The organism is Micromonospora pallida (assembly GCF_900090325.1).
GTDB lineage: Bacteria > Actinomycetota > Actinomycetes > Mycobacteriales > Micromonosporaceae > Micromonospora > Micromonospora pallida.
This window is the reverse complement of record NZ_FMHW01000002.1, coordinates 7,059,083-7,072,692: the sequence shown is the minus strand read 5'-3', so window position 1 is coordinate 7,072,692 and position 13,610 is coordinate 7,059,083. Positions and strand designations below refer to the sequence as shown.

The following is a 13,610-nucleotide window of genomic DNA, read 5'->3' as shown; positions in this document are numbered from 1 at the left end:
CGGCAGAGCGTACCGACCGGTGTGGCGTCCTCCGGGGCCGACGAACCGACCGGCGCGGCCCGCCCGTCACCGCGGCCGCCGGGCCCGTACCGCGGTCGGCGACTTCGCCCTCAGCGCAACGCCGGTGGCGGCGACCAGCGGCGCGCCGCGCGTACCGTAGACCCGTGCCTGATATTCCGTTTGGCTTCGCGCTCCCGGGTGGGCAACCACCAGACCCCAACGACCCCGCGCAACTGCAGCAGTTCATGAGCCAGTTGCAGCACCTGCTCTCGGCACCGGGCAGCGGTCCGGTCAACTGGGACCTGGCCCGTCAGGTGGCGGCCAGCCAGCTCGCCGCCTCGGGCGACCCGGCCGTCACGCCGTACGAGCGCAACGCCGTGGAGGAGGCCCTGCGCCTGGCCGACCTGTGGCTGGAGCCGGTCTCGTCGTGGCCGTCGGGCATCCAGACCCCGGTCGCCTGGAACCGCAACGAGTGGATCTACAAGACCCTCGACGTCTGGCGCAAGCTCTGCGACCCGGTGGCCAGCCGGATGGTCGGCGCGATGGGCGACCTGGTTCCGCCGGAGGCGCGGGCCCAGCTCGGTCCGATGCAGTCGATGGTGGCCACCCTGGGCGGGGCGCTCTTCGGCGGGCAGCTCGGGCAGGCACTCGGGTCGCTCGCCGCCGAGGTGCTCTCCGCCGGCGACATCGGCCTGCCGCTCGGCCCGGCCGGCACGGCGGCGCTCATCCCGGCCAACATCAAGCAGTACGGCTCGGGCCTGGAACTGCCCGAGGACGAGGTACGCCTCTACGTCGCCCTGCGCGAGGCCGCCCACCAGCGCCTCTTCCAGCACGTCCCGTGGCTGCGCGGGCACGTGCTCAGCTCCGTCGAGACGTACGCCGCCGGGATCCGGGTCAACCGGGAGGCGATCGAGGAGGCGATGGGCCGGGTCGACCCGACCGACCCGGAGTCGATGCGGGCGATCGCCCTGGAGGGCATCTTCACGCCGGAGGACACCCCGGCGCAGAAGGCGTCCCTGGCCCGGTTGGAGACCGCCCTCGCCCTGGTCGAAGGTTGGGTCTGCCACGTGGTGGACAACGCGGCCGGCGGGCGACTGCCGAACGTGGTCGCCCTCGGTGAGGCGTTCCGCCGGCGGCGGGCGGCCGGCGGGCCCGCCGAGCAGACCTTCGCCGCCCTGGTCGGCCTGGAGCTGCGGCCGCGCCGGCTGCGCGAGGCGGCGGCGCTCTGGTCGGCGCTGACCGAGCACCGGGGGATCGCCGGCCGGGACGCCGTGTGGGGCCACCCGGACCTGCTCCCCTCGGGCGAGGACTTCGCCGACCCGGAGGCCTTCGCCCGTTCCCAGCTCGACTTCGGCGAGCTGGAGGAGTTCCTCGCCGCCCCGGGCGGCGCGGCGGAGCCGGGCGGCCCGGAGGAGCAGCCGCCGGGCGGCGACGGCACGCCCCCGCAGGACACCGACCGGTCCTGACCAGCCCGATCACCTCGTCCGCGTCCCGCTTCCGCCGACCGGCGCGCCCCGCTGCGTGGTAGCAGGGGACCCCTGCAGTCGTTTTTTGATGAGCAGGGGACCCCTGCTACCACCTGGGCGGTGGGCGCCAGGACGGTGAGGCGGTGTGGCCGCAGGGCGTTCAGGCAGTGATGCGGTCAGACGGAGAGGTGGCCGGTTGCGAGCAGCGCCCGGGTCGCCTCCCACCCCTCCACCGCCGGGTCGAGGGTGGCGAAGTCGGCCGGGCCGCGTACCCGTCGCCAGGCGGCGGTGACCGCGAGGTCGGCGGGACGGGGGGCGGCGGCCCGGATCGCGGTGGGCAGCGCGGTGTCCAGGTCGACCGCCGGCAGCCACGCCGGCGCGGGGAGCCGGGCGGCGAGGCCGAGCAGCCCCGGTCCGGTCCCCTCGGCCGGAGCCACCGCGACGGGCCGGGTGGTCAACGGACGCAGCAGCTTGCCCACGGTGAGCCCTGGCAGGTCCGGCGCGTCGGCCGCGATCACGGCGGCCTGGTCGTACCCGTCCAGCGCGGCGAGAACCGCGTCGACGGTCGGTGCCGGCACCTCGACGACCGGGGTGCCGGGCCAGACCACCGCGTCGGCCAGCGACCGGTCCGCAGGCGTCACCGCGACCGCCGTCTCGACCTCCTGGAGGGTGGCGAGGAGGTCCACCACGTCCTCGGCCAGGGCATGTCGCCAGTCCGCCGGGTCGATGCCCGGCGGCGACCAGGCCACCGGGGCGAGCAACGCCACCACCACTCGTCGGGTCACGACCCGACCCTAACCTCCCCCGCTCGGGCCGTCCGCGCCGTGGACGGCGGCGACCCCGCAACAGCGGCCCGGCAGCGGCCCGGCGGCGGGTCAGCCCTGTCGGCAGCGTCCCGGCGGCGGGTCGGCAACGGTCCGGCGGCGGGTCGGTTCAGTCGGTGAGCGGCCCGCCGGCCACCGACGCGATTCCCTCGAGGTAGCCACGGGCCCGCTCGGCCTTCGGGTAGCGGCAGACCAGGGCCCAGAACGAGGCGTTGTGGCTCGGCACGATGAGATGGGCCAGCTCGTGCAGGAGGACGTAGTCGATCACCCAGTCGGGCATGTCCTGAAGTCGGTGCGAGAGGCGGATGGTCCGGTCGGCCGGTGTGCACGAACCCCAGCGGCCGTTCTGGTTGGTCACCCACCGGACGCTCGCGGGGACCGCTGCCCGACGGTGCTCCGGCAGGTAGAGGCCGATCAGCCGGTGGGCTCGTTGGAGCAGTTCGGCGTCGCTCCGGGCCGGCCTGTCCTCGCGCGCCGCGAGCCGGGCGAGCATCCGGTCGACCCACTCGGTCTCTTCGGCCCGGGAGAACTGGTCCGGGATGAGGACGACCACCCGTTCCCCGTCCCGGTACGCGGACACCGTACGTCGCCGACGCTGACTGCGCCGCACTTCGACGACGGGTTTCCGCGCGCCTGCCATCACTGGCCCGCGCAGCCTCGGGTGCCGGTCACATGGGAAAGCTAATGCGTTCTGACCAGGGGTCCGCAAGGGTCAACCCACCGACACGCGCCCGGAAACTCCAGGTTGATGGCGTCCAGTCCGAAAAAAAATGTTTGCGGGCCCATCCGGCAGGCCGCCACCCGACTCCGGACGGCGCGCCGATCACCCTCGGTGGCGGGTCGCCGGGCTGGCCTTGACCCGGACCTTTCCACGTTAGGTGATCTTCCCTGGGACGGCGGCACCGGGGGTGCCCGTCGACCACTTCGGGACGGTTCACCCGGCGTGTCCCCGCCAAACTGACTTATCCGACCTAATTCGGCATGCACACTCTCGACGTCGACTAGCTCACAGTGTCGATAGATCGCTGACATGGAACCACCCACACCTGGGTAGGGTCCGCCGGACCAGCGGTCACGAGCGTGACCGCGCAGAAGATCCCAGCGCCGGTGCCCCCGAGGCCCGCCGCCGGGCAGCCGCCGGCATCGAACCGGCGGACGAGACGAGGAGGGCACCGTGGCCGACCAGGCCCAGACCTACAACGGTTACTGCGTCAAGTGCAAGGAGAAGCGCGACTTCGAAGGCAAGGTCGAGGTTTCCAAGACCGGCATGAACATGGCCAAGGGCAAGTGCCCGGTCTGCGGCACAACAGTGAACCGGATTCTCGGCAAGGCGAAGGTCTGACCGTCAGACCGACCGGGGAGGGGGCGACGCTGTGGGGCCGCCTCCTCCCCGTTGTGACCGTCCGGTGACCAAGATGGTTACCCGCCGGTTGTGGAAAACCCGCCAGCGGGTTGTGGATAACCCTGGAGAGAACGCCGTCGGGCTGTGGACAACGATCGACGGATGGTCTGGACACGGTCACCATTGGTCACCATGACCCATGCCACACTTCCCCGGCCGACGCTGCTGCCCGGACTCACCCGACTCTGGCGCGACCGTCACACGCTGCAGCTCGGCCTCGATCCCGGCCGGGCCGTCCTGCTCGAGGTGGCCAACCCGCGCGCCGTCCGGCTGCTCGACCTGCTCGACGGCGCGCACAGCGAGCGGCACATCCTCGACCACGCCACCCGGATCCGCGTCGACCGCGACGACGCGCGCAGCCTGCTGGAGACGCTCCGGGCCGCCGGGCTGGTGGTCGCCGCGCACACCCTGCTCCCCACCGGTCTCGCCGACCCGGACCGGGCCCGGCTGACCGACGAGGCGGACGCGCTCGCCCTCAACGCCGCCGACCTGCCCGGCACTCCGGCCCAGGTGCTCCGGCGTCGCCGGGCCGCCCGGGTCGTGGTCAGCGGCGGGGGACGGCTCGGCGGGCCGGTCGCCGTGGCCCTGGCCCAGGCTGGCGTCGGGCACGTCGAGCCCGACCTGGGCGGCCGGGTGCGCCCGGCGGATCTGGTCGGCGCCGGGCTTCTGCCCACGGATGTCGGCCGGCACACCGCCGAGGCGGTGGCGGACGCGATCGCCCGTACCGCGGCCAGCACGGTCACCCGTCCGGTCCGGCGCCGCCGGGCCGACCTGGTGGTCCAGGTGGGCGTCGACCGACCGGCCGCACTGCTCGCCGCCGGGTTCGCCCGCCGTCGGCAGCCACACCTGATGCTCGCGCTCCGCGACGGCGTACCGGTGATCGGTCCCCTGGTCCGGCCCCCGGTCGGACCGTGCCTCAACTGTCTCGACCTGCACCGGTTGGACCGCGACCCGGCCTGGCCGGCGCTCGCCGCCCAGCTCGCCGGCGACGATCCGGCCCCGGCCTGCGGGGTCGCCACCCTCCTCGCCGCCGTCGCCCTGGCCACGGCGGAGTCGCTCAGCCACGTCGACGGCGGGGTTCCCGAGACCGTCGGCGCGGCGATCGAGGTTGCCGGCGCCGGCCGGTTCGGGCGGCGGTTCTGGCCGCCACACCCCGACTGCGGCTGCGGTCACTCCGTCCGGCGAGCGAGGCGCGCGGCGCCGGCGACCGGGCCCGTCGCCAGCGCGAGACCCACCCCACTACCTCGGGCCCGGCAGCAGAGCAGCACCGAGGCGGCTCGGTCAGTAACAATGGCCGGGTGACGGATATCCCGCGCCGGGCCGTGTCCCGGACCGCCAAGCTCGCCGCACTGCCGCTCGGCTTCGCCGGACGGACCGTCCTCGGCATGGGAAAGCGCGTCACCGGGCTGGCCTCCGAGGTGATCTCCGCCGAGATCCAGCAACGAACAGCCGAGCAGTTGTTCAGCGTGCTCGGGCAGCTCAAGGGCGGGGCGATGAAGTTCGGCCAGGCGCTGTCGGTGTTCGAGGCCGCCCTGCCGGAGGAGGTCGCCGCGCCGTACCGGCAGGCGCTGACCAAGTTGCAGGAGGCGGCTCCGCCGCTGCCCGCGGCCACCGTGCACCGGGTGCTCGCCGAGCAGCTCGGACCGGACTGGCGGAACCGGTTCCTGGAGTTCGACGACACCCCCGCCGCCGCGGCCAGCATCGGCCAGGTGCACCGGGCGGTCTGGCGGGAGGCGACCACCGGACGGCGGAAGTCGGCCGCGCCGACCGGGCGTCCGGTCGCTGTCAAGATCCAGTACCCGGGCGCCGGGGACGCCCTCCTGGCCGACCTGAAACAGCTCTCCCGGCTGGGTGGCATGTTCCGGGCGATCCAGCCCGGCCTGGACGTCAAACCGCTCCTCGCCGAGCTGCGGGAGCGGATCACCGAGGAACTCGACTACGAGCTGGAGGCCGAGTCACAGCGGGCGTTCGCGGCGGCGTACGCGGACGACCCGGAGATCTTCATCCCGGCGGTGGTCGCCGCCGCCCCCCGGGTGTTGGTCACCGAGTGGGTGGCGGGCACCCCGCTGGCGCAGATCATCCGCGAGGGCACTCCGGAGGAGCGCGACGAGGCGGGCCGGTTGATGGCCGTCCTGCACCTCTCCGCCCCGGCCCGGGCCGGGCTGCTGCACGCCGACCCGCACCCGGGCAACTTCCGGATGCTGCCCGACGGCCGGCTCGGTGTGATCGACTTCGGCGCGGTGGCCCGGATGCCGGAGGGTACGCCGGAGCCGATCGGCCGGCTGGCCGGGTTGGCCCTGCGCGGCGAGGCCGAGGCGGTGGTGGAGGGGCTGCGGGTCGAGGGCTTCGTCCCCGCCGACGAGCCGATCGACGCGCAGGCGGTGCTGGACTTCGTCCAGCCGATGCTGGCACCGGTGGCGACCGAGGAGTTCCAGTTCACCCGGGCCTGGCTTCGCGCCGAGGCGGCCCGGATCGCCAGCCCCCGGTCGTCGGCCTACCAGTTGGGCCGGCAGCTCAACCTGCCCCCGTCGTACCTGCTCATCCACCGGGTGACGCTCGGCTCCATCGGGGTGCTCTGCCAACTGGAGGCGAAGGCCCCCTACCGGGGAATCCTCGAACGCTGGCTCCCCGGCTTCGCGCCAGCGGGCTGAGAACACCAGCTCCGCGCCGGTGGAGCTGAGAACGCCGGCTCCCCGGCTACACGCCGGTGAGGCCGAGAATGCCGGCTCCCCAGCCATGCGCCGGTGGGGCCGAGAATGCCGGCTCCCCGGCTTCGCGCCAGCGGGGGCGGAACGCCACGCGGGGGCGGTCGGGCCGGCACCGGCCCGACCGCCCCCGCGGTTCATGGTGGTTACAGAACGCCCAACTCGCGGGCCGATCGCTGACGGCTGGCCATGGCGACGGTACGGGCGGATCGGGTTGCCTCAGTGCTCGTGGTGGTACGACCGGCCTGAGGCCGACGCATTCGAGCCCGGGACAACGCTTCTTGAAGTAGTTGCATCTCAGTAACTCCGTAACGGACGTTCGGGTTGATCAATTTGCTGGCCGGTGCGACACCGGCGCGAGCGCGGATCGGGTTCATGTCAGGCCGCCAGCCGGACCGTGTTGCGGGACGTGGCCAGCCCGGTGGCCGCCAGTCGCGCCTCGGCCTCGACCCGGAGCGCGGCGTCCCGGGCGACGTCCTCCTTGCGCGGGCGACCACGGGGCCGCTTGCGCGGGACGACCGCGCCACGCTCGAAGATTTCGCCGCCCCAGACACCCCACGGCTCGGCCCGCTCCGCCGCGCCGGCGAGGCACTCGACGCGCAGCGGGCAGTCCCCGCAGAGCGACTTGGCCACTTCCAGCTCGGTGGGCGAGTCGGAGAACCACAGGTCGGGGTCGAACTTCCGGCAGGGCAGGTTCGCCTCCAGCTCGACGTTCGCGTCGAACGGGGCCAACGCCAGACTCATCGCCCGGTCACCTCTCTCTCACTTCGATCTCGTGGATCGCGTTTCCGACGTTCTTCGGCGGGACAAAAAACTGAGGCCGCGGATCCCGGTAGCGGGTTCCGCGGCCTCGAGGTGAGCCGGTGGTCTGATGATCAGACCGGTCTCCCTCGAGGTGGAACACCGCGGACGTCCAGCCGCCGCTTCATGGCGGTTTCGACACCCTTGCCCGTGAAGCCACTGATCCCCTCAATTCCATTCGGCGCGACGGTCAGGACCAGCTCGGCCTGATCCTGGGTCTGGTGCGCCTGCGGAACTGGGAGCCCAACGGTCAGGGCGGCCCAGGCAGCCGACAGCGGAGCGAGGACGGCGGGCAGCGCCGCCGGGCGCTCGTAGACGAAGCTCTCCATCGGTGCCACCTCCTCCATGTGTTCGCTCGTTAATCGACTCGGTTCATCCCCCGTGAGCAGCCACGATGGGCCGCGCGCGAGGTGTGTCCTGAGGCTATGCCGCCTCCTGGGGCGAGGGCAAACGAATTACGACGGGTTTTCCAAACTTTCTTCCGGGCAGACCGCGTCGACCGTCGCACCACCCACCAGGGCCAGCACGGATTCGCCGTATAGGCCCAGCTTGCGGGGGCCGATACCGGCAATGGCTATCAACTCCTCGGGGCGCTCCGGCCGCCGCTCGGCCAGCGCGGTCAGGGTCGCGTCGGTGAAGACCACGTACGCCGGCACCCGCTGCGTCCCGGCCACCCGCTGCCGCCAGTCCCGGAGCCGTTCCAGCAGCTCCTCGTCCACGTCGGACGGACAGGTCGGACAGCGGCCGAGCTTACGGTCCGCCCCGGCGAGCAGCGTCGCCCCGCAGATCCGGCAGGAGACCACCAGGTTCCGGCGGCGCTCGCCGCGCCGGACCGTACCGCCGCCGCCGGCCCGTTCGGTGCCACCTGAGCGGTCGAGCTGCGGCAGGAAGCGCGAGGGACGCCGGTTCCGCCCACCCGGCGAGCGCGCCGAGGCGTACGACAACCAGAGCGACTGACGGGCCCGGGTGATCCCGACGTAGAGCAGCCGCCGCTCCTCCTCCACCTGCTCGGCGGTCTTGGCGTACCCGGTCGGCAGGGTGCCCTCGGCGAGCCCGACCAGGAAGACGGCGTCCCACTCCAGCCCCTTGGCCGAGTGCAGCGAGGCCAGGGTGACCCCCTCGACGGTGGGCACGTGCTGCTGGGCGGCCCGCCGGTGCAGTTCCTCGGTGAAGTCGGTGAGGGTGACCGGCCGTTCCACCGTCGCCGCCTCGCCGATGGGCAGCACCGGCGGGGTCGCCGCGTACTCCTCGGCGAGCTGGACCAGCGCGGCGAGCGCCTCCCACCGTTCCCGGGCCGCGCCGCCGGCCGGGGGCGTGTCCGGTGCCCAGCCGACGCCGGCGAGCGCCTCGACCACGGCGGCCGGCAGCGGCGTCTCGCCCGGGATCGACCGGGTGGCGGCGCGCAGCGCCACCATCGCCTGGCGTACCTCGACCCGCTCGAAGAAACGTTCCGCGCCCTGCACCACGTACGGGACCCCGACCTCGGTGAGCGCCTCCTCGTACGCCTCGGACTGCGCGTTGGTGCGGAACAGCACGGCGATCTCCCGGGCCGGGGTGCCGGCGGCGACGAGCTGCCGGCAGCGCGCGGCGACCGCCGCCGCCTCAGCCGGCTCGTCGGTGAAGATCCGCAGCTCCGGCTCGGGGCCGGTGGGACGCTGCCCGACCAGTTCCAGCCGGAGCCGGGCCTCGGTGCCGCGCGCCTGGGCGATCACCGCGTTGGCCAGCCCCACCACCTGCGGGGTGGAGCGGTAGTCGCGGACCAGCCGGACCACCACCGCCCCCCGGTGCCGACGCGGGAAGTCCACCAGGTACGCCGAGGTCGCGCCGGTGAACGAGTAGATGGTCTGGCTGGCGTCCCCGACCACGGTGAGGTCGTCCCGCCCGCCGAGCCAGGCGTCCAGCAGTCGCTGCTGCAACGGGTTGACGTCCTGGTACTCGTCGACCACGAAGTGCCGGTACTGGGCCCGGATCTGCTCGGCGACGTCCGGATGCTCCTCGATCCCCCAGACGGCGGCCCGGAGCAGGTCCTCGAAGTCGATCACGCCGTTGGCCCGCTTGACCGTCTCGTACGCGGTGAAGACCTCGGCCACCTTCGCCGGCTCGTGCGGGGTCTCGCGCTGCGCCTTGGCCGCGGCGACGACGTACTCGCCCGGTTCAACCAGGGACGACTTGGCCCACTCGATCTCGCCGGCCAGGTCGCGGGCGGCGGCCCGGTCGGTCCGCAGCCCGGCCCGGGTGGCGGCCATGGTGACCAGCCGGACCTTGCTGTCCAGCAGTTCGGGCAGTTCCCGGCCGTGCAGCAGGCGGGGGGCGAAGTAGCGCATCTGGCGCAGCGCGGCGGCGTGGAAGGTGCGTGCCTGCACCCCGGCGACGCCCAGCGCGGTCAGCCGGGCACGCATCTCGGCGGCGGCCCGCGCGGTGAAGGTCACCGCGAGCACGTGCCGGGGCGAGATCGCCCCGGTCAGCGCCCGGTGGGCGATCCGGGAGGTGACCGCGCGGGTCTTCCCGGTGCCCGCGCCGGCCAGGACGCAGACCGGCCCGGCGGGCGCGGTCACCGCCGTCCGCTGCTCGGGGTCGAGCCCGGCCAGCACCTGTTCCGCCGCTGAGTGCACGCCCACAACGAGGAATCATCCCAGCCGCGCCGGGCGTTACAGCCGATACCCTGGCGGGCGAAGCCGCCCGACCCTGGCCCGATGGAGGTTCTGACTGATGTTGACGATGTATTCCACGCCGTGGTGCGGCTACTGCCACCGGCTGAAGTCGCAGCTCGACCGGGAGGGCATCGCGTACCAGGTGGTGGACATCGAGCAGGACACGGCGGCGGCCGAGTTCGTCATGAAGGTCAACGGCGGCAACCAGACGGTGCCGACGCTCCGCTTCACCGACGGCTCCGCCCTCACCAACCCCTCGATCAACCAGGTCAAGCAGCACCTCGCGAGCCTGGCCGACGCCTGACGCACCGGCGCGGGGCGGCGGTGGGCCCGCCCCGCGCCGACCGGTCGGCACCGTCGGCGATCCCGACGGGTCCGCGCGCCGGTCAGGTGGTCGTCAGCCGTCCTGCCGGGTCGGGACGACGACCTCGTGCTCGACGCGGGTGGCGGACCGGGCGCGGCGCGGCCCGGACAGCGGACGACGCGGAGCGGGGATCACCGGCCCGGCCGGGACCGATCCGGCCGGTGCCGGGGCGAGCCGCCGGGCCCGCCACAGGTACGCCGCGGCGGCCAGCATCACCACGCCGACGAGGGCGAAGAGCAGCCGGTAGTCGAGCACCGCCACCAACACCGCTCCGGTGCCGATGGAGATCGCCTGCGGTCCGCTGACCAGCGCGTCCGTCGCGGCGGTCGCCCGACCGATCAGCCCGGGTTCGGTCCGCCGCTGCACCAGCGTGTGCAGTCCGACCCAGCTCAGCGGGAGCGACAGGCCGGCCAGCAGCAACGCCGCCACGGCGAGCCACAGACCCGGGTACGCCAGGGTGAGCGCCGCCGTCCCGAACAGCCCCACCCCGGCGGCGAGCGCGCCGACCTCGCCGAAGCGGCGTACCACGGCCGGGGAGAGCAGCGCGCCGGCCAGTCCACCCACCCCCTGCACGCTGAACAGGACGCCCACGAAGGCGGGCGGCCGACCCAGCCCGTGTTCGACGTAGGCGAAGAGCAGTGCCTCGCTGAACCCGATCACCAGCGCGGCCACCCCGTACCCGAGCAGGGCCCGCCGCAGCAGCGGCTCGGCGCCGAGGTGACGCAGCCCGGCCCCCAGTTCGGTCAGGCTGCGCGCCAGCCGCTGCGGACGGGTGGGCTCGACCACCCGGAGCAGGCCCGCCACGGCGGCGGCGGTGACGAAGCCGGTGACGCCGATGACGGTGAGCGCCCAGCCGCCGACGGCGGCGTAGAGCGCCGCCCCGACCAGCGGACCGCCCAGCCGCAGGCTCTGGCGTACGGTCTGCATGGCCGCGTTCGCCTCGGCCAGCAGGTCGAGCGGGAGCAGGGTACGCAGCAGCCCGCTGAGCGCCGCGCCGAGCGCGATGGACGACAGGCCGTAGAACGCGCCGACCAGGTAGACGATCCACACGTCGCCGGAGTCCCGGACGGTCAGCAGCGGGGTGAGCAACGCGGCGGTGACCACGTTCGCGGCGACGAAGGAGGGGCGGCGGCGGTACCGGTCGACGACCCAGCCCACCAGCGGGGCGAGGATCCTCGGCGCGACCACCGAGAAGATCACCGAGGCGGCCATCCGGTCGGACCCGGTCAGGTCCTTCACCCAGATCGCCAGGGCGAGCACCAGGATCGACTCGGCGGTCATGCTCGCCAACAGGGCACCGAAGAGCAGTCGGAAGTCGGGGCGGCGCAGGACGGTGTGCATCGGGATCCTTCCGCAGGAGGGTGGGGGGCCGGTCAGGGGATCCGGACCGGGTCGCGGGGGCGGGCGGAGTCGTACCGACGTCTCCTTTTCGAGACACGCCGGTCGCGGGACGTCGGGTCGGGGGCGCGACGGCCATACTGACCGTGGGGGGCCAGTCTCATACAGTTACCGTCGCGTCCGCGACGGCCCGACGGAGAAGAGGTCGACGTGCCTCCTGCCGTACCCAGCCCGATCCTGCGACGACGCCGGCTCGGCACCGAACTACGCAGCCTGCGTGAGGCGTCCAGCCTCACCGGGGAACAGGTCATCGAGCGGGTTGGCTGGGCCTCGGCGTCCAAGCTCTCCCGCCTGGAGAACGGCCGCAGCCGGCCTGATCCGAAGGACATTCTCGCCCTGCTCGACCTGTACGGCGCGGACGACGAGACCCGCGCGGAGCTGACCGCCATCACCCGGGAGGCGGGGGACATCCGGGCCTGGCTGAAGTCGTACGGGGCGATGACCGAGCAGCAGCGCAGCTACGCCGAGTTGGAGGCGGGCTGCGCGGAGATCCGCGAGTACAACCCGGTCCTGGTGCCGGGCCTGCTCCAGACCGCCGCGTACGCCCGGGTCCGGATCGCCTCGACCCGGCTGACCGACGAGGACGCCGACCCGCAGGGCATCGAGACCGAGGTGGACGCGCGACTGGCCCGGCAGGCGCTGTTGCGGCCGACCGACGCGCCCCGCTACACGGCGGTGCTCGAGGAGGGGGCCCTGGGCCGGCGGGCCGGACCGCCGGAGGTGATCCGGGAGCAGCTCGGCCAGCTCTGCGAGCTGGCCGCGTGTCCGAACGTGACGATCCTGGTGCTCCCCCGCGACGCCACCATCGGCGACTGGTACCTCCCCCCGACCGCCTTCTCGCTCTACCGCTTCCCGGACCCGGCGGACCCGGAGGCGCTGGCGATCGAAGGGGGCTTCACCGACGTCGTGTCACATGACGCAAATGCCCTGAATCGCTATAAAATGGTCTTCGAGTGGCTAAGCGCGGCGGCGCGCTCCCCATCGGATTCCCTCGACTGGCTGACCGAGATGGCCGGACGAACGACCGAGACGGCGGCACCGCCCACGGCGGCGTACGGGTCGCCACCGGCACCGGCCCAACGTCGCGGCGTCTCCGGGCGACTGACGGGGCGGTGACCGGGGCTCCGCCGTACCGGAGCCGGCCCGACCACTCGTCCCATCGGAGCACACGAGCAGGAGCCAAAGCCATGAACCACGTCCCCAACCCCCTCTCCGTCGGCACCGACGAGCTCACCGGCGCCGCGTGGCGCACCAGCACACGGAGCCAGCTCTCCAACTGCGTCGAGGTCGCCCCGCTACCGGCCGCCGTGGCCCTGCGGGACAGCAAGGACCGCGGTGGGCCGGTGCTGCTGTTCCGTCGGGAGCAGTGGCGGAACTTCCTGACCGGCGCCCGCAACGGGGAGTTCGATCTCGCCTGACAACCGTCGAAAGTCACAGGGCCGCCGGTATCCGTCACGGACCGGCGGCCCTGGCGTCTGCCCCGGACCGACCGGCGGGCCAGAGCGACATCCGCCGATCAGTCGGTACGCGCGTCAAGGGCGGTGTTTCCCTTGCCGGGACGCAACGTCGGCGTAACATGACGGCGAGAGTTCACGTGAAAGTTCCACCTCACGCTCGCACCCCGTCCGCACCACGACTCCGTCAGTGCATCGGGAGACACCCATGCGGTTCCTGATCGTCCGGACCGACATCCGTACCGCAGACGACGCCGACCTCGCTGCCGCCTGGTCCTCCGGCGGCCGGCTCCGCGACGAGACCACCACGCCCGAACCGCGCCGCCAGGTCCTGCACGCCGACGACCGGGACGCCGCCCTGCGGCTGGCCCGGGCGCTCGCCTCGGTGGGCCGGGTCCGCGCCGGCCGGCAACGGGTCAAGGTGCTGCCAGTCGTCGCGTCCCGCGCCACCCGCCCCGCCCGTCGGGGCCGCACCACCACCTAGACCGCACCGACGCCCGTCGCGGCCGGACGGCGCTCCCCCGCCGTGCTCCACGCCACCACCG

At 73.4% G+C, this 13,610-nt stretch carries 14 protein-coding genes; 8 read left to right on the top strand and 6 right to left on the bottom strand.

Annotation, left to right across the window (positions count from 1 at the left end):
* The first annotated feature begins 164 nt into the window (after positions 1-164).
* A complete protein-coding gene (locus GA0074692_RS30355; protein WP_091650843.1) occupies positions 165-1,466 on the top strand; it encodes a zinc-dependent metalloprotease in 1,302 nt (433 codons plus the stop codon).
* Between the two features lie 176 nt (positions 1,467-1,642).
* Here GA0074692_RS30355 and GA0074692_RS30350 read toward each other — a convergent pair whose 3' ends face one another.
* Positions 1,643-2,251 carry a hypothetical protein gene (locus GA0074692_RS30350; protein ID WP_091650838.1) on the bottom strand — a complete coding sequence of 203 codons (609 nt, stop codon included), beginning with the start codon at positions 2,249-2,251 and terminating at the stop codon, positions 1,643-1,645.
* 148 nt (positions 2,252-2,399) lie between these two features.
* Positions 2,400-2,930 (bottom strand): M48 metallopeptidase family protein, encoded by a 531-nt coding sequence (locus GA0074692_RS30345; protein WP_091650835.1) that lies wholly within the window; start codon positions 2,928-2,930, stop codon positions 2,400-2,402.
* A gap of 534 nt (positions 2,931-3,464) precedes the next feature.
* On the opposite strand from GA0074692_RS30345, the gene GA0074692_RS35085 reads away from it, so the two are divergent.
* From GA0074692_RS35085 to GA0074692_RS30335, 3 genes are all read left to right on the top strand, one after another.
* A complete protein-coding gene (locus tag GA0074692_RS35085; RefSeq protein WP_170107818.1) occupies positions 3,465-3,632 on the top strand; it encodes a DUF5679 domain-containing protein in 168 nt (55 codons plus the stop codon).
* Positions 3,633-3,824: 192 nt separating this feature from the next.
* Complete coding sequence (locus tag GA0074692_RS30340) at positions 3,825-4,994, top strand: PqqD family protein (RefSeq protein WP_091650833.1); 1,170 nt, start codon at positions 3,825-3,827, stop codon at positions 4,992-4,994.
* Positions 4,991-6,343, top strand: a complete 1,353-nt coding sequence (locus GA0074692_RS30335) for an ABC1 kinase family protein (RefSeq protein ID WP_091650830.1) — start codon at positions 4,991-4,993, stop codon at positions 6,341-6,343. The genes GA0074692_RS30340 and GA0074692_RS30335 overlap by 4 nt, the downstream gene beginning before the upstream one ends.
* Before the next feature lie 432 nt (positions 6,344-6,775).
* Here the strand turns inward: GA0074692_RS30335 and GA0074692_RS30330 are convergent, their stop codons facing one another.
* The 3 genes from GA0074692_RS30330 to GA0074692_RS30320 all read right to left on the bottom strand — a co-directional run bounded on the left by GA0074692_RS30330 (position 6,776) and on the right by GA0074692_RS30320 (position 9,816).
* Positions 6,776-7,141 (bottom strand): WhiB family transcriptional regulator, encoded by a 366-nt coding sequence (locus GA0074692_RS30330; protein ID WP_091650825.1) that lies wholly within the window; start codon positions 7,139-7,141, stop codon positions 6,776-6,778.
* Between the two features lie 131 nt (positions 7,142-7,272).
* Positions 7,273-7,527, bottom strand: coding sequence for a hypothetical protein (locus tag GA0074692_RS30325; RefSeq protein ID WP_091654321.1), 255 nt, complete (start codon positions 7,525-7,527; stop codon positions 7,273-7,275).
* Between the two features lie 126 nt (positions 7,528-7,653).
* Positions 7,654-9,816: an ATP-dependent DNA helicase UvrD2 gene (locus tag GA0074692_RS30320; RefSeq protein WP_091650822.1), complete on the bottom strand. Its 2,163-nt coding sequence runs from the start codon at positions 9,814-9,816 to the stop codon at positions 7,654-7,656.
* A gap of 91 nt (positions 9,817-9,907) precedes the next feature.
* Here GA0074692_RS30320 and GA0074692_RS30315 point away from each other — a divergent pair, with 91 nt between their 5' ends.
* The gene (locus tag GA0074692_RS30315) at positions 9,908-10,153 is read left to right on the top strand and encodes a mycoredoxin (protein ID WP_091650817.1); all 246 of its coding nucleotides are present in this window, start codon (positions 9,908-9,910) and stop codon (positions 10,151-10,153) included.
* A gap of 93 nt (positions 10,154-10,246) precedes the next feature.
* Here the strand turns inward: GA0074692_RS30315 and GA0074692_RS30310 are convergent, their stop codons facing one another.
* The gene (locus tag GA0074692_RS30310) at positions 10,247-11,554 is read right to left on the bottom strand and encodes an MFS transporter (RefSeq protein ID WP_091650813.1); all 1,308 of its coding nucleotides are present in this window, start codon (positions 11,552-11,554) and stop codon (positions 10,247-10,249) included.
* 207 nt (positions 11,555-11,761) lie between these two features.
* Between GA0074692_RS30310 and GA0074692_RS30305 the strand changes: the two genes are divergently transcribed.
* The 3 genes from GA0074692_RS30305 to GA0074692_RS30295 all read left to right on the top strand — a co-directional run bounded on the left by GA0074692_RS30305 (position 11,762) and on the right by GA0074692_RS30295 (position 13,549).
* On the top strand, positions 11,762-12,727 hold the full coding sequence (locus GA0074692_RS30305) for a helix-turn-helix domain-containing protein (protein WP_091650811.1): 966 nt from the start codon (positions 11,762-11,764) through the stop codon (positions 12,725-12,727).
* Between the two features lie 71 nt (positions 12,728-12,798).
* A complete protein-coding gene (locus GA0074692_RS30300) occupies positions 12,799-13,029 on the top strand; it encodes a DUF397 domain-containing protein (protein WP_091650808.1) in 231 nt (76 codons plus the stop codon).
* A gap of 244 nt (positions 13,030-13,273) precedes the next feature.
* Entirely contained in the window at positions 13,274-13,549 is a 276-nt protein-coding gene (locus GA0074692_RS30295) for a hypothetical protein (RefSeq protein ID WP_091650806.1), read from the top strand.
* Positions 13,550-13,610: the final 61 nt, after the last annotated feature.